This window comes from Collimonas fungivorans Ter331, from assembly GCF_000221045.1.
Classification (GTDB): Bacteria; Pseudomonadota; Gammaproteobacteria; order Burkholderiales; family Burkholderiaceae_D; genus Collimonas; species Collimonas fungivorans_A.
In genome coordinates, this window is sequence record NC_015856.1 from 95,349 (window position 1) to 119,099 (window position 23,751).

General features: G+C 55.8%; 18 protein-coding genes. 9 read left to right on the forward strand and 9 right to left on the reverse strand.

Features of this window, described 5'->3' with window-relative positions:
• Positions 1 to 9: 9 nt before the first annotated feature.
• Both CFU_RS00335 and CFU_RS00340 read left to right on the forward strand, forming a co-directional pair.
• On the forward strand, positions 10 to 4,404 hold the full coding sequence (locus tag CFU_RS00335; RefSeq protein ID WP_014004059.1) for an RHS repeat-associated core domain-containing protein: 4,395 nt from the start codon (positions 10 to 12) through the stop codon (positions 4,402 to 4,404).
• The gene (locus tag CFU_RS00340; RefSeq protein ID WP_014004060.1) at positions 4,398 to 5,276 is read left to right on the forward strand and encodes a hypothetical protein; all 879 of its coding nucleotides are present in this window, start codon (positions 4,398 to 4,400) and stop codon (positions 5,274 to 5,276) included. The genes CFU_RS00335 and CFU_RS00340 overlap by 7 nt, the downstream gene beginning before the upstream one ends.
• Before the next feature lie 105 nt (positions 5,277 to 5,381).
• Here the strand turns inward: CFU_RS00340 and CFU_RS00345 are convergent, their stop codons facing one another.
• The 9 genes from CFU_RS00345 to CFU_RS00385 form a co-directional block, all read right to left on the reverse strand.
• The gene (locus tag CFU_RS00345; protein ID WP_014004061.1) at positions 5,382 to 5,747 is read right to left on the reverse strand and encodes a hypothetical protein; all 366 of its coding nucleotides are present in this window, start codon (positions 5,745 to 5,747) and stop codon (positions 5,382 to 5,384) included.
• A gap of 12 nt (positions 5,748 to 5,759) precedes the next feature.
• On the reverse strand, positions 5,760 to 8,459 hold the full coding sequence (gene tssH / locus CFU_RS00350) for a type VI secretion system ATPase TssH (protein WP_014004062.1): 2,700 nt from the start codon (positions 8,457 to 8,459) through the stop codon (positions 5,760 to 5,762).
• 24 nt (positions 8,460 to 8,483) lie between these two features.
• A complete protein-coding gene (tssG, locus tag CFU_RS00355) occupies positions 8,484 to 9,566 on the reverse strand; it encodes a type VI secretion system baseplate subunit TssG (RefSeq protein ID WP_014004063.1) in 1,083 nt (360 codons plus the stop codon).
• A complete protein-coding gene (gene tssF, locus CFU_RS00360) occupies positions 9,530 to 11,374 on the reverse strand; it encodes a type VI secretion system baseplate subunit TssF (protein ID WP_014004064.1) in 1,845 nt (614 codons plus the stop codon). Before tssF ends, tssG begins: the two co-directional genes overlap by 37 nt.
• A gap of 1 nt (position 11,375) precedes the next feature.
• Positions 11,376 to 11,867, reverse strand: a complete 492-nt coding sequence (gene tssE / locus CFU_RS00365; protein ID WP_014004065.1) for a type VI secretion system baseplate subunit TssE — start codon at positions 11,865 to 11,867, stop codon at positions 11,376 to 11,378.
• A gap of 62 nt (positions 11,868 to 11,929) precedes the next feature.
• Complete coding sequence (locus CFU_RS00370; RefSeq protein WP_014004066.1) at positions 11,930 to 12,421, reverse strand: Hcp family type VI secretion system effector; 492 nt, start codon at positions 12,419 to 12,421, stop codon at positions 11,930 to 11,932.
• Between the two features lie 23 nt (positions 12,422 to 12,444).
• On the reverse strand, positions 12,445 to 13,932 hold the full coding sequence (gene tssC / locus CFU_RS00375) for a type VI secretion system contractile sheath large subunit (RefSeq protein WP_014004067.1): 1,488 nt from the start codon (positions 13,930 to 13,932) through the stop codon (positions 12,445 to 12,447).
• 1 nt (position 13,933) lies between these two features.
• The gene (tssB, locus tag CFU_RS00380) at positions 13,934 to 14,443 is read right to left on the reverse strand and encodes a type VI secretion system contractile sheath small subunit (protein ID WP_014004068.1); all 510 of its coding nucleotides are present in this window, start codon (positions 14,441 to 14,443) and stop codon (positions 13,934 to 13,936) included.
• Positions 14,444 to 14,508: 65 nt separating this feature from the next.
• Complete coding sequence (locus CFU_RS00385) at positions 14,509 to 15,105, reverse strand: tetratricopeptide repeat protein (RefSeq protein ID WP_014004069.1); 597 nt, start codon at positions 15,103 to 15,105, stop codon at positions 14,509 to 14,511.
• Positions 15,106 to 15,366: 261 nt separating this feature from the next.
• Between CFU_RS00385 and tssJ the strand changes: the two genes are divergently transcribed.
• The 7 genes from tssJ to CFU_RS00420 all read left to right on the forward strand — a co-directional run bounded on the left by tssJ (position 15,367) and on the right by CFU_RS00420 (position 23,706).
• Complete coding sequence (tssJ, locus tag CFU_RS00390) at positions 15,367 to 15,966, forward strand: type VI secretion system lipoprotein TssJ (protein ID WP_014004070.1); 600 nt, start codon at positions 15,367 to 15,369, stop codon at positions 15,964 to 15,966.
• Positions 15,967 to 16,033: 67 nt separating this feature from the next.
• Positions 16,034 to 17,380, forward strand: coding sequence for a type VI secretion system baseplate subunit TssK (gene tssK, locus CFU_RS00395; RefSeq protein ID WP_041741005.1), 1,347 nt, complete (start codon positions 16,034 to 16,036; stop codon positions 17,378 to 17,380).
• On the forward strand, positions 17,377 to 18,153 hold the full coding sequence (gene icmH / locus CFU_RS00400; RefSeq protein WP_014004072.1) for a type IVB secretion system protein IcmH/DotU: 777 nt from the start codon (positions 17,377 to 17,379) through the stop codon (positions 18,151 to 18,153). The genes tssK and icmH overlap by 4 nt, the downstream gene beginning before the upstream one ends.
• A gap of 63 nt (positions 18,154 to 18,216) precedes the next feature.
• On the forward strand, positions 18,217 to 20,856 hold the full coding sequence (locus CFU_RS00405; protein WP_050808701.1) for a type VI secretion system Vgr family protein: 2,640 nt from the start codon (positions 18,217 to 18,219) through the stop codon (positions 20,854 to 20,856).
• Positions 20,846 to 22,060, forward strand: coding sequence for a hypothetical protein (locus tag CFU_RS00410; protein WP_041741006.1), 1,215 nt, complete (start codon positions 20,846 to 20,848; stop codon positions 22,058 to 22,060). Before CFU_RS00405 ends, CFU_RS00410 begins: the two co-directional genes overlap by 11 nt.
• Positions 22,039 to 22,959 (forward strand): hypothetical protein, encoded by a 921-nt coding sequence (locus tag CFU_RS23145; protein ID WP_238531370.1) that lies wholly within the window; start codon positions 22,039 to 22,041, stop codon positions 22,957 to 22,959. The genes CFU_RS00410 and CFU_RS23145 overlap by 22 nt, the downstream gene beginning before the upstream one ends.
• A gap of 312 nt (positions 22,960 to 23,271) precedes the next feature.
• A complete protein-coding gene (locus CFU_RS00420) occupies positions 23,272 to 23,706 on the forward strand; it encodes a hypothetical protein (protein ID WP_148264720.1) in 435 nt (144 codons plus the stop codon).
• The last annotated feature ends 45 nt before the right edge of the window (positions 23,707 to 23,751 follow it).

Below are 23,751 nucleotides of genomic sequence, written 5' to 3' on the forward strand. Positions count from 1 at the left end.
GAAGCGTCCATGACCAACGCTGCCAAGCATTTCGACCCGCAGATCGGCATCGATATCCACATGTACGTACTGGTGCCCGGCACGCCGCCGGTGCCGCTGCCGACCGCGCATATCTCGATGGTGCTCGATCCTTTCGATTATCTGCCGTTTATCGGCGCGACAGTACAGGTAGCCGGCGTCAAGCGCGCCACGGCGGGAACCGGCGGCCTGTCGGTGCATATCCCGCTGGCGATATGGGTGCCGCCCCTGCGCGCCCCCGGCGGTCCGCAGTTCGACGACGAGCTGTTCATGGGCAGCAAGACCGTGCTGGCCGACGACTCGCCGTTCTCGCGCCTGGGCATGCCGGTGCTCGATTGCAGCGTGGTCGGCATGGTGCCGCCGTTCCGCCTGAAGAAACCGTCCAAACCGCATCTGTCGATGACCTTGCCGACTTCGGTCAACCTGGCGATACCCGACAGCGTGTTTGTCGGCGGGCCGCCGACGATTTCCTTGATGGCGATTGCGTCCAGGCTGGGACTGGCGGCTCTTGGCAAAGGATTCAAGGCGTTGCGCGGGACAAAGGGGTATAAGCGTGCGGCAGCAATGTTCAAGGAGGCACGGCAGAAGTTGTTCAAGAATATGGATTCCGGTTTCTTTAAATGCAAGATATTGCATGCCGAGCCGGTCGATATCCGCGATGGCAGCGTAGCGGTTTCGCAAGAAGATTTCGCCATCTCAGGACGCTTGCCATTGATCTGGACTCGCGATTATTCATCGGGCAATAGCTACGACGGCATGTGCGGTTACGGCTGGCAGACGCCCGCGGATTTCCGATTGGAAATCGAAGCGGATGGCATGGTACTGTTTTTCGAAGCCAACGGGGCTGCAGTATTTCCGCAACTGCCAGAAGCCGCTGGCGCTGAGCACGCTGTGACCGAATTTGTCGATGGCGCTCGATTAGCCTGGATTCAAAATGACGAAATTGCCGAGCTGCAGGTTCTGACCAAGGGCGATTTGCGTTATATCTTCCGCATGCCGACGCCCAATATCGCGCCACAGCATCAAGTCCTGCATCTGCAGATCGAGAGAATTGAAGACTTGTGCGGCAATCACTGGCGATTCGAGCGCGTTGAAGGACATCTGACCCGAATCATAGAGAATGGCATCGGCATCATGCCAGGCCGTTTTATCGAAGTGCATGAATCCGCCGGCAAAATTCATCAGCTAAGCCTACATGACCCGGCTACCGGCCTGAACTACCCGCTGAGTACTTACAAATACCAGAATCAGGACCTGATCGCTGAATTCGACGCACTCGATGTTCCCCGCACCTTCGACTACGACCGCCATCACATGGTGCGCCACGCCGACCGGCTGGGATTGTCCTTCTATTATGCTTATGACAGTGAATGGCGTGTAGTGCACGCCTGGGGCGACCATGGATTGCATGACTACCGGTTTGGGTACAACGCAGTATTGCGGGAAACCGAAGTCACCGATTCACTGGGCCATACTTCGCTGATCAAGTTCGATGAGGACAACCTGCCTCTTTGCGAAATCGATCCTTTAGGTGGGGTTACGAGCTTTGAATATGACGAGGTAGGGCGCACCACCGCGGTATCGGATCCGGTCGGATCGCGCACGGAATTTGAATATGACGAACGCGGAAACCTGTTGAAATTGCTGCAGGCAGACGGTAGCGTGATCAGCATGGAGTTCGACGGCGCCAATCGTATGACTTTGGTGGTCGACTCGCTTGGGCATCCTTGGCGGCGTGTCTGGGACGAAAGGGGTCGGATGCTGGAGCAAAGCACGCCTATGGGAGCGCGCTCGCGCTTTACCTACGATGCTCACGGCCAATTGCAAACCCACATCAACCCGCGCGGAGCTGTCACTAGGCTGGTTTTCGATCGCTACGGCAATATATCGCAGCTGACGGACCCGCTTGGTCATCGCAGCCATTTCGAATATGACGCGCTGGGCGACCTGACACGCCATACCGATGCTAGCGGAGCTGTCACTGAATATCGCTATGACGCCAAAGGACGTCTGCTGCAGACTCGCCAGGCCGACGGAGCCAGCACCCGCTGCGACTATGATGCGGAAGATCGGCTGACCGCCTATGCGGATCAGAACGGCGCCCTGACCAGGGTCGAGTATGTCGGCACCGGCCAGGTCGCCAAGCGCGCACTGGCTGACGGGCACATTGTGGAATATCTATACAATACCGAGGAACAACTGATCGGCCTGGTAAACCAGCGCAAGGAGCACTACCAGCTCAAGCGCGATGCCTTGGGCCGCGTCATTGAAGAATGTGATTATTGGCAGCAATCGCGCCGTTATTGTTACGATCCTGGTGGCAGCCTGGCAAGCGCCACCGATCCTCTGGGCCGCGTCGTCACCTATGTTACTGATCGACTGGGCCGCATCACAAAGAAAATCTTGCCCGATTCCGATAGTCCCGGACAGCATGTGCAGGAAATTTTCAGTTACGACAAGAACGGCAATCTGATCGAAATCCGTAATTCGCATCGGCATGTGCTGCGCAAATTCGACGCCGACGGTCGTCTTGGCGGAGAAATGCAAGACGGGTTTCAGGTTGAATACGGCTACGATGAGGCGGGTAACCGGGTGTCGCGACAAACCGGCGCAGGCAATAAGGTTGTTGCCCGCTTCGATTTACGCGACCAGGCAACCGCTATTGTCATTAACGACGCGACGCCGATCTTGATCGAGCGCGATGCGCTTGGACGCTCCATCAAGGAGCAATTGAGCGGCAGTCTTCAGCGTCAGCTGCGTTACGACACGGAAGGTCACCTCACAGCCCAAACCGTGCTGTGGGACCAGGCGCCTCTATTTGCCACTAGCTACGATTACGACAGCGCGGGAAATCAAACGCGGCGCAACGATAGCGAGCATGGCAGTGATCTGTATCATTACGACCCGTTGGGCAATATTCTGCGCCATATCGACCCTGCCGGTCGCATTACGGATTTTCTCAGCGATCCGACTGGCGATCGCTTGCGCACCCGGATCCAGCTAGCCGAAGTGATGCAGGCAGCGGGCGCTGAAGGCCTGGCCGATGCTCTATGGAGCCGCGAAGGCAGCTATGAGGGCAACCACTACATATTCGATCGTGCGGGCAACCTGGTCCGGCGCAACAGCGGCCAATCGTCGCCGGCAGAGCAATCCAACACCGAACCGGCCACGCAGCTCAGATGGGACGCCAATCAACGCCTGATCGAAAGCAGCAAAGGCGGCCAGGTGACTCGCTACGGCTACGACCCGCTTGGCCGGCGGGTATTCAAACGTAGCCTGGCTCACACCACCTGGTTTTTCTGGGACGGCGACGTCTTACTGGGAGAAGTGCATCAGGCCAGCAATGCCAAGAACCATGCCGACATTTGGTCAGCCGGCAATGTGGCTGATTTCATGGCGGCGCGTAAGCGGCTAGCGGCGCTGAAAACAATGCATGCCGGGGTGCGGGAATATGTCTATTATCCGGCTACATTTGCGCCGCTGGCGCTGATCGATGGACAAACTGAGGCAACAGCAAGAATGGTTCGGCCTGTCAATCCGATGGGATTGGGGATGGGAATACTGATTGGCGGTGTTGCCAATGCATCTCTATCCGGTGCGGCGCCGAGCGGCCTCCCGGAGATCGGCAGGCCCGAGACGGTGGCGACAGCTGACGAAACTCTTGGCACCGTCTTTTATTATCACAACGATCCCAATGGCTGTCCGACAAGGTTAACCGATAAGTACGGGAAAATTGTGTGGTCGGCCAGTTACGCAGCCTGGGGCGAGGTACGGCAGCTGCACGCAGCGGGGATCGACAACCCGATCAGGTTCCAGGGCCAATACCATGATGTAGAAACAGGATTGCATTACAACCGGTATCGATATTACGACCCGTATATCGGACAATTTGTCGGAAAGGATCCGATTGGACTGGATGGCGGCAACAACCTGTACCAGTATGCACCTAACCCGAATCGCTGGATTGACCCGTTGGGGTGGGATTGGAACTATCATCTTACAAATTCCGATGGCGATGTCTATTACCATGGACGCGCCAGCGATAAGCAGTCAATGGCTGACGTCGCGCGCAGACATGGGAAAAACGTGGGCACTGACGGTGCGCGGTTTGGTTCAGGCGACACCATGACGCAAATTACCAAGCCAGGCACGCCAAAATTGACCGCTCAAGGTGTGGAAGGCGTAGCGGTTCAGGAAACCGGGGTCATCGGTCGGAAAAAGACGAATGGCGGCAAAGTACGTGGCAACGCAATCGAAGGCGTTAACCCTAAATCAAAAAGAGCGACCATAAAAATGGAAGCCGGGGAAGATTTCTTGAAAGGCAAGAGCCCGAGCGAAATGACTGGAACCACATTAAAAGGAAAGGATTACAAAATAAAATGCTGAATAAAAATCTTATTGACGCACGTGCATTAAAAATTCTCCTGAAGTACGATGTGCTGGCCGCTGGCTATGAAGCACGAGGATATCCGCTCAATGCCCGTCAACAAGAATATGTAGAGAAAAACGGTACTTCGCCTGAAGATATGTCTTACATGAAACAGCACGGCCTGGCATTTGATTCGCTCAAGATCGGCCATGACGAAGCGGTGCGGAAAAGTTTTGAACACTATGCGCTATGCAAGAAGAAGCACGTTACTAATTTGTTTTTAGCCAGTTTCAGCAGTGGGCGCCAGGATTATAGAAGCGGACTGTCCGCTTATGCATTCATGCAAACGATGCCCGATCATGTGTGCGAGCTGAGTTCTGCGGATGTCTGCAAGATATGCTCTGCCGTAGAGGTAAAGGATCGCCTGGATTTGACCGGCTTGAATCAACAAAGATTTAAATGCGGTTCGATGATCGGATATAAAACGCCCTACGAGATCCATTTTTTTCTGGAACAGCACCACCAGCTCCAGGACGTCCCACCAGCTGCTGCGGATTTTGCTATTTTTAATGCAATCATCGACATACTGAAACATGCGGATGATGGCCTGAAACCGAAAGACGCGCATAAAGAACTGAAAAAAATTCCTGGCTTCAAACCTACTACCGACGAATGTCAATATGTGCTCGAGATTTTGGGATTTTGCAGCATCCTAGAGACAGAACAACATAGAGGATATTTGACGCATTACACCAATCCTGGTCTTGCTCCGAGTAAATCGCATAGCTCAGATTGGGCGTATCCAGTTGATTTCTGGACTGGGAAAAACGGCATAAACCGTGACGCATTAAAATTTTGGTTTGGCGCCTACAAAGAGATCAAGATTTAACCGGTGGTGCCGGACGAAAAATAAGCGATTGCGTCGGGAAACTATCAGTAATAATCCCGCCGCCTCGCATACTTTTATCCAGCGCTTACCAGTGCAATACGAGGATCAGGTAATCTGGATAATGTGCAACCCGGGCTGCTCCTTGCAACGCAAGTGATAGCTCTTGTCCCCCACCTTCAGCGTGATGTGCAGGTTGTTGTCCACTCCACGCTGATCTCCGGTCCCGCCCTCATGCGCCGTCGCCGACGGCAGCCAAGGCCGCCCCTGCATCAGCTGCAGCAGCTGGCGCGCCTGTGAACGCGCCGAAGCGGAAGCCATATCCAGCAGGTCGATGATATCGCCCGGCGTCAGCTTGACGAAATTGCGGACGTCGGTCGCCTTGTCCTGGTACTGGAATTTGCGGCTGTATTTCTCGTCGAATCGTTTTGAATAGCACTGTTTCAGGATTTTCTGCTTGATTGCTGCATCCATGTTTTCTCCGTTCTATTTGATCGCGTATTTGAATTGGCCTTGCTTGTTGGCAGTGACCTTGATCTTGGCGATGCTGCCGCCTTCGGCCATCTTGGCCAGCACCGTTTCGGCAATTTCCGGCAACAGCGTGCCGTTGAGGATATTGTCGACATTGCGGGCGCCGGAATCGACTTCCGTACAGCGCGCCAGCACCGCTTCCACCAGCGGTTCGTCGTAGCTGAACTCGGCCTTGTGGTTGATGGCGATGCGTTTCTGGATGCGTCCCAGCTTGAGATTGATGATCTCGACCAGCACGTCGTCCGAAATCGGGTAGTAAGGAATCACTTTCAGGCGACCGAGGAAGGCCGGCTTGAACGCCTTAACCAGCTGCGGCCGGATCGCCTGTTCCAGGTCGTCGGTGCTCGGCAGTTCCGCCGCCGCCTTGTTCAGGCAGCTCTGCATGATCAGGCTGGAGGCAACATTGCTGGTGAGGATGATGATGGTGTTCTTGAAGTCGATCTCGCGGCCCTCGGCGTCGTCCAGCACGCCCTTGTCGAACACCTGGAAAAACAGCTCGAGCACATCCGGATGGGCTTTTTCCACCTCGTCCAGCAGCACTACGCTGTACGGATTGCGCCGCACCGCTTCGGTCAGGACGCCGCCTTCGCCATAGCCGACATATCCCGGCGGCGAGCCTTTCAGGCCGGAGACGCTGTGCGCTTCCTGGTATTCGCTCATGTTGATGGTGACCAGCTTGCGTTCGCCGCCGTACAGCACGTCGGCCAGCGCCAGCGCGGTTTCGGTCTTGCCGACGCCGGACGGGCCGACGAACAGGAACACGCCCTTGGGTTTGTTCGGATCGTCCAGGTTGGCGCGCGAAGTGCGTACTCGCTGCGCCACGGCTTCGATGGCATGCGGCTGACCGAGCACGCGTTCGTGCAGCAGGGCGCCGAGATTGATCACGGTCTTGATTTCATCCTTGACCATCTTGCCGAGCGGGATGCCGGTCCAGCTGGCGACGATTTCCGCCACCACCAGGCCGTCGACCTGCACCGGCACCATCGGCGTTTCGCCTTGCAGCGTTTTCAATTCCTCGATCAGCTTCGCCAGTTCCTGGTTTTCCTTGCTGTCCTTGGCGGCTTTCTTGGAAGGCTTGGCGCCTTCTTCCGCCGCGGTTTGTTCGGCAGCGGGGATCGCTTCCAGTTCGGTACGGGCGGCCTTGATGCGGTCGGTCAGGGTTTTTTCCTTTTCCCAGCGTTCGCGGTGGATCGCCAGTTCCGCATTCAATGTGCTTTGCAGTTCGCGCAATTCCTTCAGGCGTTCGGCATGCTTGCCGCCGGCGTTCGATTCGCGCTCCAGCGAGTTCAGTTCTGCCACCAGGCGATCCAGCTTCTTGACGATATTTTCGATCAGGGCCGGCGTTGCATTCTGGCCCAGCGCAACCTTGGCGCAGGCGGTGTCGAGCACGCTGATCGCCTTGTCCGGCAGCTGGCGGCCGCTGATATAGCGGTGCGATAAACGCACGGCCTCGGTGATCGCTTCGTCGAAGACACGCACGCCGAAGTGTTTTTCCATCAGCGGCGCCATGCCGCGCAGCATCGCACAAGCCAGTTCTTCGCTCGGTTCCTCGACTTTCACGACTTGGAAGCGACGCGCCAGGGCAGCGTCTTTTTCGAAATATTTCTTGTACTCGCTCCAGGTGGTGGCGGCGATGGTGCGCAGCTCGCCGCGCGCCAGCGCCGGTTTCAGCAGGTTGGCGGCATCGTTCTGGCCAGCCTGGCCGCCGGCGCCGATCATGGTGTGGGCTTCGTCGATGAACAGGATGATGGCGTGCGAGCTTTTCTTGACCTCGTCGATCACGCTTTTCAGGCGGTTTTCAAACTCGCCCTTGACGCTGGCTCCGGCTTGCAGCAGGCCCATGTCGAGCGTATGCACTTCCACGCCTTGCAGCACGTCTGGCACGTCTTTTTGCGCAATGCGCAGCGCCAGGCCTTCCACCACGGCGGTTTTGCCGACGCCGGCCTCGCCGGTCAGGATCGGATTGTTTTGGCGGCGCCGCATCAGGATGTCGATGGTCTGGCGGATTTCGGTATCGCGGCCGATCACCGGGTCGACCTTGCCTTCGCGCGCGCGCTGCGTCAGGTTGGTAGTGAATTTGTCGAGCGAGGGGGTTTTCGAGGCTTCGCCGGTCAGGTCCTGTACCGGATCGCCGCCTTCGTCTTCAGTTGCGGCAGTGCCGTCGCCATTGACGGCTGCGCTTTCCTGCGAACCTTCAGTCAACTTTTCGAGGTCGTGCTTGAGATCGTCCAGCTTGAACTTGATGAACAGCTTGGAGCCGCGATAGGCCAGCTGCACCAGGTCCGGCTCGGTCAGCAGCGCCAGCAGCAGATGGCCGCTGCGGATCCGTCCCGACTGGTTGTCGAGCGAGGCGATCAGCCAGGCGTGTTCGAACAGCTTGGGCAGGTGCGGCGAAAAGACCGGGGTGCGCGCGTTGCCGTTCTTGAAACGGTCGATTTCACCCTGCAGGTCGCTTTCCAGCGCGGCCAGGCTGATGCCGGATTTGCGCGCAATCACTGCAAAATCGCTCTTGGGCTGTTCCAGCAGGGCCAGGAACAGGTGTTCGATATCCACTTCATACTGCCCACGGCCGACGCAGATGTTTGCCGCACGTTCTGCCGCCAGGCGCGAGGTATCGTTCAGTTTGCTGATTAAGGTTTTGAGATTAATGCTCATTGAAGCCTTCCCATCCATGCATGGTCAAAGTGAGTGAATTTCGTAACAGACATCGGTGCGGTCGCTTTCTTCCGGCTTGCTGGTGACAAAAGTATCCCAACCCAGCCGTCCGCTTTCACGGTCGGAGTTGAGGATGACGCTTTGTACCTGGTCTGCGCGCAAGATCAGCTGTATTTCATACTCCAGGAAGACACTGGTAAACATCGCCAGTATTTTTTGCAAGCCGATGGCGGCGGCGCCGCCCGGCAAAAAGCTCTCGAACTTCTTCTTCGCCAGCGGGCCGATTTTCAGGCGCATGCGCAGGTCGCGCTGCCATACCCGCTCGCCCACCATCGCCACGCTGCCTAGCAGGGCGTTGGTGGAACCCAGCACGGTTTGCTGGTCGACCGGCACGTTATACCAATGGCCGACAAACTGCTCGATGGTGATCGGCACCGAAAAATATTCGCGCAACACCCGCTGCATGTACGCTGCCGACGGTGGCCGATGGCGGATGGCGGCGGCGAAATGTCCGATCGACTCGTCCAGCACGCCGGCGCCGTCTTCCGACATGCGATCGCGCAAAGTGCGGTGGCCGAGGCCGGCGAGCGACATCAGCAGCGGCAGGAAACTGTCGGTGCCGTCGATCTGGTACTTGAATTCCAGCCGGTACTTGCGCCAGGCCTTGAAAAAAAGCGCTACGCTGCGGTTCGAGAAGACATCCAGGAAAGCGCGCGGCCCGTGATCTTTTTCATACAGCTGGTGCGCAGCGATACGTTCCGAGTAGTGGCTGGGCAAGGTGCCGTTGCTGCCTAAAAAACCGATGAACGCCGGCGTCAGCGCAATGCTGTCGAGCTGGTTGGTCTGCAATGCGTCCAGCAGCGCTTCCACCGTTTGTTCGGTCAGCTTGGGCGTTACCTCCAGCGCTTCGATTTCGCTCGGAGGAAAATTCAGCGACACGGTGTTCTGGAAACGCAGGAAATCGCTGACGGCTTCCTCATGGGGGATGCCGTTGCGTTTCAACCACAGCTCCAACATCATCACAGCCTGGAAAAACTGGAACCGATGCGGCTTGTCCAGCAAGCGCTGGATTACACTAGGTTCGAATCTCCGCTGCGCGGTAAGCATCGCAGTATCTCCTCACCTGTTCGTTTGGAAGCTATCACCAATTGCGTAAAGCTGTTGGCATGCACATACAGGCCGAGGAAGCGGTCCAGGACATTGGCAAACACATGGATGCCGCTACCCACAAAACCTTCCTCGTCCAGCGTTACCCTGATCTCGATGCCGCGCACCAGCGACGCAAACGGATTGCCGGGCAGCCAGGCGGTGGCGGCCTTGTGGTCGATGCCGACCACGCTGCCGATCTGGCGCTGGGAAATCGCCGAACGCGGTAAATCGTACAAGCTCAGGGTTTCTTGCAAAGCCTCCAGGCCGCCCTTGGCCAGCGACAGGTGGTTCAATGCAAGATGGGAAATCAGGCGCCAGTGCGCGCCGCGGCCGCGCTCGAAGCGGCACGGTTCGGACGGTTTGCGCAAGAAGCCGATGGAGTTCACCAGCGAACCGCCTTCCAAGAACAGGTCGCCGCCGGCCAGGCCGTAAGCCAGGGAAGCCGGCAGGTTGCGATTGCAGCAGGTCAGCTCGATGCTCAGCGTATCGGTTTCTATGGTGGCCGGATCGAAGTCGATGTCGACGATGGAAATTTCGGTTTCATAGCCCGGACTGCGCGACGCAACCATTTCGTCGCGCCGCATGGCCCAGTAATGGCCTGCCTTGTCCACGCTTTCGCCGTGACGCAAGGAATAGAAAGGCCGGAATTCGGTAATCGATTCACCTTCCGGGGTTTGCCGCACCAGCTGCACCGAATCGATGGAATGCACTTCATACGCATAGGCGCGCCGCGAGTCGCCTACTACCGGATAGTAGGCGCTGGTGTGGGTCAGCCGGATCGGGTCGCCGCGCTGCTTGAACAGGTTGATGACCGGGGTGCAGCCTAGCAGCAGGTTGTTGGTCGACAAGGTGCCCAGCATGCGCGCGGTGTTGGAGTCGGCGCGCAGCCCGGACAGCACCAGGTGCAAGGTGAATTTCTTGCAGCCGGGCGGCAGCAGCTTTGTGATTTCGGCAACATCGACGTCAAAGAAATTGAATTTCTCTGGATAGGAAAAGTACTCGGTCAGCAGCCGGTAGGCAGGATGCGAGCGGGCCGGGAAGTCGATCAACGATTCGTCTTCTTCAAAGCCGACAGGGGTGACCGGGATCTTGTTCACGGCATGCCATTTGCCGCTCTTGCCGACTTCGACATAGGCGCGCACGGTGCGCATGAACAGGGTGTCGCGCAGTGCCGCGCAGAACGACGGTTCGCCGTCGATGAATACGCGCAGGCTCTTGATGCCCAGTTCGGCAAAACCGGCTTGCTCCGCCGTGCTCTCGAAAGTGATGCCGATGCGTGAGCTGGCGGTAGGCGGCAGCAGCACCGCGTCCGGCGGTTCGATGATGGGGTCGAATACCGCATGCGACAGCTGCACCGGCGCCACCGTCACTTCATAGGTCGTCTTGAACTTGCAAGCCACGCCCTTGACCTGGCGCGTGGTCAGTTCGGTGCCGCGCGGCACCGGCATGGCGGTAGTCAGCTGCGCCGCCGCGACGCTGTAGTCCATGCGTGCGATCGAGCAGGAGGGAAACGGCCGCAGGTAATGCGGATACAGCACTTCGAACAGGGCTTCGGTAAATTCCGGGTAATCGTCGTCCAGCCGCTTCGAGGTGCGGGCATTGATCAGCGCAAACGACTGGATCATGCGCTCGATGTGCGGATCTTCGGATACTTCGCCGGACATCAGCAGGCGGCTGGCAATCTTCGGATAGCGTTCGGAAAATTCGCGCGAATAGCGTCTCAGGAAACCGAGCTCGCGCTCGTAATAGGGAAGTAATTCGTCCACGTTAACCGTCCATCCGCATCGCGCGGCGTGCTCTGCTGATTGAATATTGCAAGGTCGACGGCTGCAGCACGGCGTCGAAGCTCACGGCTTCCTTGGCCGGCCCCACCACCAGCATGGCTGCAATCGCAAAATTCAAGCGGTTGATCGATCCTTCGCGCAGCTCGAGCGAGGCGCGCACGTTCCTCAGGCGCGGCTCGTGGCGCGCAATGCCCTGTTCCAGGCACTGGCAGATATGCGCCCGGTCATCCAGGCTGGCCAGGCTCATGCCGGAAAAATCGTTCAAGCCGTAGGTCAGTATCGACTTGCTGCATTCGGGGAAATTCTTCAGCAATTCTTCGGGAATCACGGTGCGCGTATTGAGCATGGCCTCAAGGTCGCGGGCGACCGTGTCTTTCAAGGCATCCATCGACAATCGCACTACCAGATCGGATTGCGCAGGCGTGTTGTCGCCGCCCATCAACCGGTCAAACAATCCTGGAGTGAAACCTTTCATCGCTTACCATTCAGGAGAAAAAAAGAGCCGCAGCATGCGGCTCTTTGTTCAACACAAGAAAATTACACGACCTTGTTGGTCGACAGATCCCAGCCGCCGGAAGTATTGCCGCCCGAACCGCCGCCGATTTTTTGCTGTGTGTACTTCCATTTGACCTGGGAGTACTTCAGGCTGATGCTTTCGCTCAGCACGTCGCCTTCCTGGACCGATGGCGTGACGTCGGAAATCAGCAGGTTGACCAGCTCGATTTCGAAATACTTGATGCGGTCGCCCTTGCCGTCGGCGCGCAGGAATTCGAACTTGGCTTTCGGGATGGTCTTACCCGATGAGCAGTTCTGCAGCAGCAGCGGCGTAGCCAGATCGGCGATCTTGGTCACGACGATGTCCTTGTGTTCGCAACGCTCGGCTGTGTGGCCGCCGCCGGTGGATGCAGTCGCCGACTTTGGCTGCAGCACTTCCCATTGCACCGATTTGCACTCGATCCAGTCCTTGTGCGCACTGTCGGTCGACTCGCCCTTGATGCCGTCGATTTGCAGATAAACGTCAATTGCCATAGTGATACCCCTTGTGAATTAAGTTAAGACTTGGTTGACGCTGGTAATTCTGCAACCAAGCGCAGTGAAACTGAAAGTTCGTCAAGCTGGAAGTGCGGGCGCAGGAAGGACACTGCACGGTAGACGCCCGGACGTCCCGGTACTTCGGATACCTGCACCGAGGCTTCGCGCAAGGGAAATTGCGCTTTGGCTTCTTGGCTGGCATTGTCATCAAGCAGCACATACTGGGTCAGCCAACGGTTGAGAAAATCCTCCACGTTGCCTGCCGAAGCAAAGCTGCCGATCTTGTCGCGCATCATCGATTTCATGTAATGCGCAATACGCGATACGGCAAAAATGTACTGCAGCTGGGCTGACAGCACAGAATTGGCGTTGGCCGAATCGGTATTGTATTTCTTGGCTTTTTGCGTCGACTGCGCGCCGAAGAAGGCGGCGTAATCGGTGTTCTTGCAATGCACCAGCGAGATGAAGCCGAGGTCGCTCAGTTCTTTTTCGCGGCGGTCGGTAATCGCGATTTCGGTCGGGCACTTGAGCGCGACTTCGCCTTCGTCGGTCTTGAAGGTGTGGGTCGGCAAGTCTTCCACCAGGCCGCCGCCTTCGACGCCGCGGATCGCCGCGCACCAGCCGAAATCTTCAAATGCCTTGGTCAGCTTGGTGCCGAAGGCATACGCTGCGTTACACCAGAGGTACTTGGAGTGATCGGTGCCGTCGACATCTTCGACAAAGTTGAAGCCTTCGACTGTCTGGCCATCCTTCGGATTGAACGGCAGGCGGCCCAGGAAGCGCGGCAGGGTCAGGCCGACATAACGTGAATCTTCGGATTCGCGGAAAGACTTCCATTTGGCGTATTCGACGGTCTCGAACACCTTGGCCAAGTCGCGCGGCTTGCCGAGTTCGCTGTAGGTTTCCAGGCCGAACAGCTCAGGCGAGGCCGAGCTGATGAACGGTGCATGGGCAGCCGCTGCGATATGCGACATCTGTTCGACGAAATACATGTCTTCCGGCTGCCGGGTGATTTCGAAATCGCCCAGCAGGGAGCCGAACGGCGCACCGCCGAAAGTGCCGAACTCTTCTTCATAGACTTTCTTGAAGATTGCGCTCTGGTCGAACTCGAGGGCGCTCTGGAAGTCCTTGACCAATTCCCGCTTGGTGGCGTTCAAGACCTTGATCTTGAGGTTCTGGCTGGTGGTCGAGTTGAACACCAGGTAGTGCAGGCCGGTCCAGCTGCTTTCCAGTTTCTGGAATTCAGGCGCATGGATCACGGCGCTGACCTGGGCGGAAATCAGGCGGTCCAGCTCGGCCACGCGGGCGTCGATGGTGGCCGACAGGTTGGCCGACACCACCACGGTGCCTTGCATGACCTGGTTCACCAGTTCCGAAATGATGTCTTTGGCGCGGTCGTGCTCGGCGCCGGACTTGGCGACTTTGCTCTGTTCTACGATCTGGTCGAGCAAACCGGATTCTTCTGCGGCCGCCCCTGCGGCTGGCGCAGAATTATGCTGAAAGGACATCTCAGTCTCCTTGCTTCTTGGTTTGCTTGCTTAACGCCGCCAGCTTTTCGGTGCTGTTGAGCACATCGTTGAGGATATCTTCCAGCTTGTCGTTGCCGGCCAGCTTGTTGCGCAGGTCGGCCAGTTTGGTGCGGGCTTCGAGCAGCTGCTTGAGCGGCTCGATCTGCTGGACTACCGCTTCCGGGCGGAAATCGTCGATCGACTTGAACTTCAAGTCGACCCCGAACTCGCCGCCGGCGTCGCTCAAATGATTCGGCACGCGGAACGCAGCTCTCGGCTCGACGCCCTTCATCACTTCATCGAAGTTGTCGTTGTCGATATTGACGAACTTGCGGTCCTTCAGCTTGGTCTGGGCCACTTCGGACTTGCCGCTGAAATCGCCGATCACGCCCATCACGAACGGCAATTCCTTTTGCTCGATGGCGTCGCCGATTTCAACGTCGTATGTCATTTGCACCCGTGGTGGACGGACTTTCTGCAAACGTTTTTGAGTACTCTCTTTTTTAGCCATAAAACCCCCGCTGATACCGAATAATCAAGCCCCGACCCGCCTAGCGGGATCAGGATTCATATGAGTTACTGCAACGATCCGAATGGATTGGCGCCATCGCCGCTAGGTTCAGGCGTGCCCGGTTTGGCTGGGACAGCACCCTTTTTGGCGGCGGCTGCGGCTGCTGCCGGCGCCGGACGTGCTACTGCTTTTGGACGGGGCGGCACCAACACCGTCTCGCCCAGGCTTTCACGCAGGATTTTGGCCAGTCCCTGTGCTTCGGTGCGGACATTGCCGTTCAAATCGTTTTGTGTGCGTAAATCGTTCAGAGCCTTGGTCGACAAGCGCAGGCCGCCGACCGCGACTATGCTGTTGGCGACCTTGTCTTTCGGATCGCGTTGCAAGCCTTCCAGCGCATAAGAAATGGCGTCGCCATAGTTTTCCCCATCGAAACGGATCTGCGCCAAGCGCACCCATGGAGTCTTGTCTGCAGGAAACGCGCTGGTCGCGTCTTTCAGTAATTTGACGGCTTTGTCGGTCTGCCCGGCTTTTTGTGCGGCGTCGGCTTCAGCCACTATAGAATCCAGTTTGGCTGCGGGATCAACCGCAGGTGGGGTTGCGCAGGCGCTCACCAGACACGCCAATGCCACGCCGTAGATAAATTTGCTTTTCCATTGACTCATCGTAAACTCGCTTTCTATGTAGCAACTTTTAAATAGCCGAATCTTAACAAAACCCGGCAGATGCAGATATCATATTGCCAATCTACATCAAAATTTGTGAACTTTGGTTACACCATTGCAACAAGTTTAGTCCAGACCCATACTATGTGTCTAGGCGACAACTGAGAATGTTGTTGTTTTATACAATATTGGCAATAAAATATTATTCCAGACGTTATTATCTATCCGGTATTTTTGCAACCCAAATAAAGACTAACTTTAATGCGCCCCTTATCTCTCCTGGTTTCGCTGGCCGCAATACTGAGTTTGGCTGGTTGCGCCGCAGGCGCCGTTTCCGCGATCGGCTCTGTCGCCAGTTCTGTATTGCAGATGTCAGGCATCACCAAGCCAGAGGTTCCCGATGCTCAAAAACCGCCGCGCACCATAGCGATCAAGCTGCATGCAGGCAGCAATTTGAACGCCGACAGCTCCGGTACGCCGCTTGCCCTGGTCGCCAGAGTATATAAGTTACGACAAAATGGTGCTTTCCAACAGGCTACATACGATACATTTACCAATCCGCAGAAAGAAAAAGACGTATTGGGCGCCGATTTGATCGAAGTCAAGGAAATTACACTGGTTCCTGGACAACGTTATGAAGTCAGCGAAAAAGTCACCAGGGAAGCGGGTTTTGTCGGGATTGTGGCCTTGTTCCGCAAGCCCGCGGCACAACGCTGGAAGGTGACTTTCCCGACCGAGGCTGCGGAAAAATCAGGCATTACCGTTGGCGCCAACGCCTGTGCGCTGACAGTCGGCACCGGCGTCACGGTTGCGGAAACCGGCGCTGCGACTAAACTTTTAACCCCGGCCCCATGCGGCTAGCGCGGTCCAGCTAGCGCCACGCGGATTTTGCGTGATGGTTTGAATAAAATGACATGTGAGTAAATACGTGAATCGAACATCGAAAATTTTATGGGGCGAGGGCCTGTTTCTACGGCCCCAGCATTTCCAGCAGCAGGACCGGTATCACGAAAACCGCCTGCACGAAACCACCAACGCCTTGCATCCATATGCCTGGGGCGTGATGACGGTGCAGCTGGACCGCGATGCGCTGGCCAACAACACGCTGCGTTTATCCGAGCTGTCGGTGATTTTCCAGGACGGCGAGATTTACAACGCGCCTGGCGACGACGACCTGCCGGAAGTGGTCGACCTGAGCGATATCCCGCATGCGCAGCAAACCATTACTTATTACGCGGCGCTGCCGTACATGAAAGGCTTCGGCGGCAATTTCTCGCCGCTAGGCCAGACCAGCAACTCGACCCGTTACGCCCAGAACAATTCGGCCACGCCGGACCTGTTCACGCAAGCGGCGGAAGCCGAGCTGACCTATCTGAAAAAATCGGTGCGCATGGTGTCCGAAGTCGAGCCGCGCGATTCGCTGATCAGCTTCCCGCTGATCAAGCTGCGCCGCATTTCCACCGGCGGCTTCGAGCCGGATCCGACCTTCGTCGCGCCCAGCCTGACGATCCGCAGCGCACCGGCGCTGTATATCCAGCTGCGGCGCCTGATGGATGCGCTGCAGGCCAAGGTCAACGCCTTGTACGGCCATCATCGCGAGCCGAGCAAGAACGTCATCGAATTCCGTTCCGGCGATATTTCATCGTTCTGGCTGCTGCACACTGCTAGCTCGGCGTTCGCCGGACTGACGCATTATTTCCACAACCCGGCCTTCCATCCGGAGCGTTTGTACGAGCAGCTGCTGAGCCTGGCCGGCGCGCTGATGACGTTTTCCAAGAGTTATGCGCTGTCGGACCTGCCGGTGTACCAGCACCAGGATCCGGGGCCGTGTTTCGCCAAGCTCGACAGCATCATCCGCGAGCTGCTGGACACCGTGATTTCCTCGCGCTACTTCTCGATCGCGCTGTCGGAGAACAAGCCTTCGCACCACCACGGCATGCTCGACTCCGGCAAGATCGACGACAAGACCGCCTTCTACCTGGCGGTCAACGCCAGCATGCCGGCCATCGAACTGGTCGATATCGTGCCGCTGCGCTTCAAGATCGGCGCGCCGGACGACGTCGACAAGTTCGTGCTGTCGGCGATGCCGGGGGTCAAGCTGTCGCATTCGCCGCAAGTGCCGGCAGCCTTGCCGGTGCGGCCGGACACTTATTATTTTGCCTTGGAAAACAAGGGCGCCCTGTATGATCGTATGCTGCAGGCGCAGTCGATCTCGATTTATGTACCATCCGGCATCAACGACCTTAAACTTGAGCTCTTAGCGGTTACATCATGAACAGACCATCAGCCCCATCCCTGCTCGGCGACAGCGCCGGCGGCCAATACGTAGCGGCGGACACCAGCTCGGCCAATTCATTGCTGGACCTGATGTACGACGGGTTCTACGCCTTGTTCCTGCTGAAAAACCGCTGTGCGCCTACCGACGAAGCCGGTTTCACGTCGAAGATGCAGCGCTTCCTCAGCGATTTCGAACGCGGCGCAAAAAAGCTGGATGTGTCGGCCGAAGACGTCCACGCTGCGAAGTACGCATTTTGCGCGGCGGTCGACGAGAACATCCTGCATTCGCAATTCAATATCCGCGATACCTGGGCGCGCCGGCCGCTGCAATTGATCCTGTTCGGCGACCAGCTCGCCGGTGAACATTTCTTCACCCGCCTGGAAGACCTGCGCGCCAAGGGCGCCCAGCACCTGCAGGCGCTGGAAGTGTTCCACATGTGCCTGCTGCTGGGCTTCCAGGGCAAGTACATTATCGAAGGCCCGGAAAAACTGAACTACCTGACGGCCCGCCTGGGCGATGAAATCGCACGCATGAAAGGCAAGAGCGCCGGCTTCGCGCCGCACTGGGAGCGGCCGGATCAGATCAGCCACAAGCTGCGCAACGAAGTGCCGCTGTGGGCGCTGTGTTCGGTATTCGCCCTGATCGGACTGGGCGGCTATTTTGCACTGAACACCATGCTATCGCGCGCCACCGCATCGAGCATCAGCGGTTACAGCGACATCGTCAAACTGGCGCCGCGTGCGTCCTATCTGACCATTACCCTGCCTTGATCGGATTCGCCTGAGGCATTAACTATTTAATGCCCGGCATTCCGGGCACGTATGGGACACGGCATGAGCAACATACTTCAGAGCCTGCAAAGCCTCATTAGCGGGCGCCAGACCAACCGTATCCTGCGCCTGTCCTTTCCCCACGATGATGGCCCATCTGCGCAGCTGCTGGTCAACAAGCTCGATGCGGTGGAAAGCCTGTCGCGTGATTTTGAATTTACCGTAGAGCTGCTGTCCGATGATGCCAGCCTGGCGCTCAAGGATTTGCAAGGCAAGCTGTTTAACGTAGAACTGGTGCGCGCCGACGGCAGCCTGCGCTACTTCAGCGGCTACTGCTTTGAATTCCGCCTGGTGAAGACCGACGGCAGCATCAGTTTTTATCAGGCCAAACTCGGCCCCTGGTTGCACTACCTGCGCCTGCGCCAGGACAACTACATCTTCCACGGCAAGACCCTGCGCGAGCAGACCGAGAGCATCTTCAGCGATTACGGCACCCATCCCGACTGGGATGTGCGGGTGCGCGGCGAAGATGTGGCAATGACCGACGCCTGCCAGTTCAACGAGAGCGATTTCAATTACCTGCACCGGCGCTGGGAAGCGGCCGGCTGGTCGTACTGGTATGAACATACTGACAAGGGTCACAAGCTGATCCTGACCGACGACACCACCCAGGCAGCAGCGATCGACAACGGCCCCGAGATCCGCTTCCAGCGCCATGGCGGTGCGATTGAGGAAGACGGCATCGGCGACTGGTCGCCGGTGCGCCAGATCGTGCCCGGCAGCGTCAGCCTGGCAGGGTTTAATTTTAAAAGTCCGGTGCCCAGTAACGTCGGTGTGCCGACCCTGAACAAGCAGGGCGATGTCCTCAATATCGAATCCTACGAATACACCGGCACCTATGGCTATAAAGGTAGCCAGGATGGCGACAAGCAGGCGCAGCTGCGCATGGAAGAGATCGAGGCAGCCGGTAAACACTTTGAAGCCAAAGGCAATAACCGCTCGGTACTGCCGGGACGGTATTTCCGTTTAAGCAATCATTTTGCCTTCAATCCCTTCGGCAGCCATGAAGAAGCCGGTAAAAGCGAATTCCTGATCCTCACCGTCCACCACAAGGCGACCAACAATTATCTGCAGCAGGCCAGCGACAAGGCCGATTACAGCAACGCATTAACCTGCATCCGTAAAACCATCCCCTGGCGTCCAGGCCGCGGTTTTAACAGCACTGCCACCAGGATCCAGGCGCCACAGACCGCGACCGTGGTCGGACCTTCCGGCCAGGACAGCATCTATACCGATGAATACGGCCGTATCCGTGTCCAGTTCCACTGGGACCGGATCGGCAACAACGATGAAAAGAGCTCGGCCTGGATCCGTGTTGCCTCCGGCTGGGCCGGCAGCGAACTGGGAGCGGCGGCGATTCCCCGGGTCGGCAGCGAAGTGATCGTGCAATGGCTCGATGGCAACCCTGACCGGCCCCTGATTACCGGCAGCGTCTATAACCAGCGCAACATGCCGCCCTGGAAGCTGGCGACCCAGCAATCGTTGATGGGCCTCAGAAGCCGTGAGCTGACCCCGAATGGCGGCAACCAGGCAGGGGGTCGCAGCAACCACCTGATCCTGGACGACACCAACGCCAAGATCCAGGCCCAATTAAAGAGCGATCACCAGCACAGCCAGCTCAGCCTGGGCAACATCACCCGCATTGAAGACAATGCCGGCCGCAAGGATGCACGCGGCGAAGGCTGGGAACTGAGAACCGATGGTCATGGCGTGGCCCGTTCAGCGAAAGGCATGCTGATCACCACTGAAGGGCGCAGCAATGCGGCTTCGCACATGAAGGATATGGGCGAGACGGTGCAAAGGCTTACCTCTGCGCGCGACCAGCACGAGACGCTGGCGGAGATGGCGCAGCAGGCGGGGGCGCAGGAGAAGCAGGGTCAGCAGGCCGATGTTGCGCAGATTCTCAAGACGCAGAATGAGGCAATCAAGGGTGGCACAGCAAAAGAGGGCAGTTTCCCGGAACTGGCCCAACCGCATCTGGTGCTGGCCAGTCCCGCCGGCATAGAAACCACCACCGCGCAATCGACGCACATTGCCAGCGATGAGCACACCGCCATCACTACCGGCAAGAGTCTGTCCATTGCCAGTGGCGATAGCCTGTTTGCCAGTATTACGAATACTTTCCGCTTGTTTGTACAAAAAACGGGAATGAAAATGGTCGCAGCTGCCGGCGATGTGGATATGCAGACTCTCTCAGACAGCATCAACCTGCTGGCCAAGTTGAACATCACGCAAACTGCAAACACCATTACCATTACCGCCAAAGAAGAGGTAGTGATCAATGGCGGAGGCAGTTACGGGAAATTCAATGCCGGCGGCATCGAGCACGGTACTAACGGCAATTATGTCGCCCATGCAGCTACGCACAGCTTGCCAGGAGCGAAAAATCTGGCCATCAAAATGCCTGAGTTCCCTCACGTAGCTATGCCTGGCGTGTTCAATGAATATTTTCATATCGCTGAAGAAGGCACGGGAAAAAAATTGGCCAACATACCGTACACTCTCGCACGTCATTCAACAGGTGAGACGATAGAAGGAGTAACCGCCACAAATGGCAAGACACAATTAGCTGGCACTGAAAAAAAATCCGACGATCTGCATTTCTTCTATACAGGTGATAAAAAGGAAAATCATGGCTGGTGAAGAAACAAAGACCATTGGCAGACTGCTTAAAGTAGCCAAATCCACGCCATCTGAAAATCAGGAAGGTGTTGCCGCGCAAATTAAATTCGCGGCATTGGCGAAATACGAGGTCAATGTACGTTCGTTTCACCCTAACCGGCAATTTGAACGCAAGGGCTTTAGATTCCATGGGGACAATCGAGGCTTTTCTTTGGGGGAGAGCTGGGTTGGCGGGGATGATTCAAAAGGTCGGCCCACATCGCGAATTTGGCAGCGGTATATTCTAGATACGAATTTAATGGTGACCGGAGCATTAACAAAATCCACCGATTCAAATTTGGAACAAGCGTCAAATCCTTCTGACTCCGGCCCTGGTCTATGGAGCATATTTGGAAGCCGAGAAGACTATAAGAAAAAGGAATTTCAACCGCACGGCACGCTTGTAGTTACGCAGGTCAACACTCCGCATGGCGGGCAAAAGGAACTTCGAACGAAAAGCTGGTACGGTGGTATAAATTTTGCGTTTTTGATGTCGAAGCCTATAGAAAAAGTAATTGGTACAACCCCCGTACCTTCATTGGACGTATTTAATGAAATATGGATCAAGGTAGAGAGGGTTAATCTCTATATGGACATATTGTCTCTAACCTATGGAGATGGTTTTCCAAATTGCGAAAGCTTCGTAAAAGATCCCGCAGGGAATACGCTCTTCTTGGGAAGTCACGTGCGCATCGGAGACCCGTCTACTCATTTGTGGAACGTGAATAAGCGTTTGATGTGGGCCAACACGATACGTATAGAAATAGACGAAAAGGGTAATTTCGGCCAAAAGCTTTGGGTATTCGGGCAGGTCTTGGGTGGGTCTCCTAGCTTACGCGAGTTATATCCGACCTCAGGAGAAGACGAGACATGCATGATCGCGTCCGGTGACATGAAGTCCGACGTATCAAAAAAAACATGGGGAAAATTTGAGTGGAATTGTGGTGATCCTACTCAAATTACTCAACCAGAAAAAGGGAGCACGCTGCCTCTGTATTTATCAGCCTATCAAACGCCCCTCGATGTGTTGTCCGGCCTATTAGATGCAACATGGAAAATCGGGCCACGGAATAAAACTACACGTGACGATTGGAACAACTATCATTTGCATCGCAATCCAAACGAAGGACGGACAAAAGATGATTACGATCTGGCTGACGAAAAATGGAAGCTAAAAAAGCAATGAGAATATGGTTAACACGAAAGCGGAATCTATGGCTGGCATTTTTTCTGCTCGCCGCATTGAGTTATGGAACAGTGAGATTTTATAAGGAAATAACGATGCCCGCCCCACTGGTATTTCTGATCCCCGATAGCTATATTGGGCCTGTGTTTTTTTTCTTTGGTCAAGCCGACGGTGTAGATGTGAAATCCGACCCTCTCGGCAAAGCCGTGTGGGTTCCAGAAAATGGCGTAGTCAAATTGAAAGCTCCTGTAGATGAAGTGATGGGAGACTCTACCCCTGGTCACAGAGCAACCTATATGGTCTCCGTTTCGAAAACAGGAGAACGGAAAATTCTAAAAATGCATGGTGATGCAGCTCAAGATGACGACGACAAATGGTTTACCTTCTACTTTGACGAAAACACTCAAATTCATAAATTTCCGACTGCATCGGAAAGTGGCAAATCCAGATTTTATTATTTTACCGACGTCCAAAAAAACGAGCCTATGGTGTTTAACCATGGTAGCTGTTCCCATCAGGATTTCATTCCCGATAACGATGCAACTGCAGAGGCTCCGGCGTGTGGAAAATTTCTAGTTGTATCGCCAAATCAATATTTAACGTTACCCGACTGGATGTGGAAAAACCTTCAGCATGCTTACAGCTCTATCCAGTCGTTCGAAACCGAAGCGAATCAGCGTGTACAACTAAAAAAGGAGTACTACACTCCAGAGCAATCGGCACTCAAACAACCTGACGCGCCGCTACGCGAAAAAGCCGGCCAACCGAGTCCAAAGACAGGAGTGTGGGAGTCTATGGACGCTGTTCCAGTCCAACGCATCTTCAAAGCAGGAGAGATTATGCCCAATCTGAAATCGGCGTATGGGCTAACCGTGTGGCAATGGCTAAGAGATTCTTAGGGTACTCAATCTGCTCAATGGTACCCGCTGTGCTGACAAAATTCTCGGCCACGCGTGAGCAAAAAGAAACTGAACTCAAGGCCAAAGGCATGGCAATTGACGAAACGTATCGAGACCCTCCGATTCCGAGTTGAAGCGGGAAAACGCCCGGGAAGGCGTAATCATCCTTTGATGAACAGTTCTATCAATGACGTTTAGGAAATTTCTTTCTAAAAACTGGGTTCTTGGCGTATTGGCGCTATGGCTAATTGCCTCTATGGGGAACGCATTCTGGTTTGTGTTTAATCTCTTGGCGAAAAAATTCTTCGTAATATGCGTGCAGCCCTCTTAAAATTTCTACGTACGGCAGCTTTGATGCTGATCGCGTTTGGGATTTTTGCCGTAACGTATAAAGATCACGGTGAGAACTGGTTTTCACTATGGGTGGGGATACTTCTCATATTGAGTGTTTTTCTGCTTTTCGATTTTCGAAATATCGTAAAACTTCTTTTTTCGATTAATACTCCAGAGGGAGAATTCAAGATACTGGCACACACTGGCGCAATTTTCTTGGGGACATTTTTTTATTTTGCAACCGCTTCATCAAAGGACGCAGCGTCCAAAATATCTCCTTGGGCAGCCGCGATTCTCGGGCTGTTAACTGTGTATTTATTTTATTTTCTTTGGTGGCTGGTATTCGAACGTCCTTTTTCTGGCTCCAGCAAGAAGCATAAGCCTCCAAAGAAGCGCAAGCACCCAATCCCTTAGGCTAGAGCGGATCGTTCATAAGCTGCCGGATGCCATCTGCGGCCT

Excerpts from the sequence above, each read along its gene's own strand:
- CFU_RS00335 (WP_014004059.1), top strand. The coding sequence starts at position 10 with ATGACCAACGCTGCCAAGCATTTCGACCCGCAGATCGGCATCGATATC.
- CFU_RS00340 (WP_014004060.1), top strand. The coding sequence starts at position 4,398 with ATGCTGAATAAAAATCTTATTGACGCACGTGCATTAAAAATTCTCCTG.
- CFU_RS00345 (WP_014004061.1), bottom strand. The coding sequence starts at position 5,747 with ATGGATGCAGCAATCAAGCAGAAAATCCTGAAACAGTGCTATTCAAAA.
- tssH (WP_014004062.1), bottom strand. The coding sequence starts at position 8,459 with ATGAGCATTAATCTCAAAACCTTAATCAGCAAACTGAACGATACCTCG.
- tssG (WP_014004063.1), bottom strand. The coding sequence starts at position 9,566 with ATGCTTACCGCGCAGCGGAGATTCGAACCTAGTGTAATCCAGCGCTTG.
- tssE (WP_014004065.1), bottom strand. The coding sequence starts at position 11,867 with ATGAAAGGTTTCACTCCAGGATTGTTTGACCGGTTGATGGGCGGCGAC.
- CFU_RS00370 (WP_014004066.1), bottom strand. The coding sequence starts at position 12,421 with ATGGCAATTGACGTTTATCTGCAAATCGACGGCATCAAGGGCGAGTCG.
- tssC (WP_014004067.1), bottom strand. The coding sequence starts at position 13,932 with ATGTCCTTTCAGCATAATTCTGCGCCAGCCGCAGGGGCGGCCGCAGAA.
- tssB (WP_014004068.1), bottom strand. The coding sequence starts at position 14,443 with ATGGCTAAAAAAGAGAGTACTCAAAAACGTTTGCAGAAAGTCCGTCCA.
- CFU_RS00385 (WP_014004069.1), bottom strand. The coding sequence starts at position 15,105 with ATGAGTCAATGGAAAAGCAAATTTATCTACGGCGTGGCATTGGCGTGT.
- tssJ (WP_014004070.1), top strand. The coding sequence starts at position 15,367 with ATGCGCCCCTTATCTCTCCTGGTTTCGCTGGCCGCAATACTGAGTTTG.
- icmH (WP_014004072.1), top strand. The coding sequence starts at position 17,377 with ATGAACAGACCATCAGCCCCATCCCTGCTCGGCGACAGCGCCGGCGGC.
- CFU_RS00405 (WP_050808701.1), top strand. The coding sequence starts at position 18,217 with ATGAGCAACATACTTCAGAGCCTGCAAAGCCTCATTAGCGGGCGCCAG.
- CFU_RS00410 (WP_041741006.1), top strand. The coding sequence starts at position 20,846 with ATGGCTGGTGAAGAAACAAAGACCATTGGCAGACTGCTTAAAGTAGCC.
- CFU_RS23145 (WP_238531370.1), top strand. The coding sequence starts at position 22,039 with ATGGAAGCTAAAAAAGCAATGAGAATATGGTTAACACGAAAGCGGAAT.
- CFU_RS00420 (WP_148264720.1), top strand. The coding sequence starts at position 23,272 with ATGCGTGCAGCCCTCTTAAAATTTCTACGTACGGCAGCTTTGATGCTG.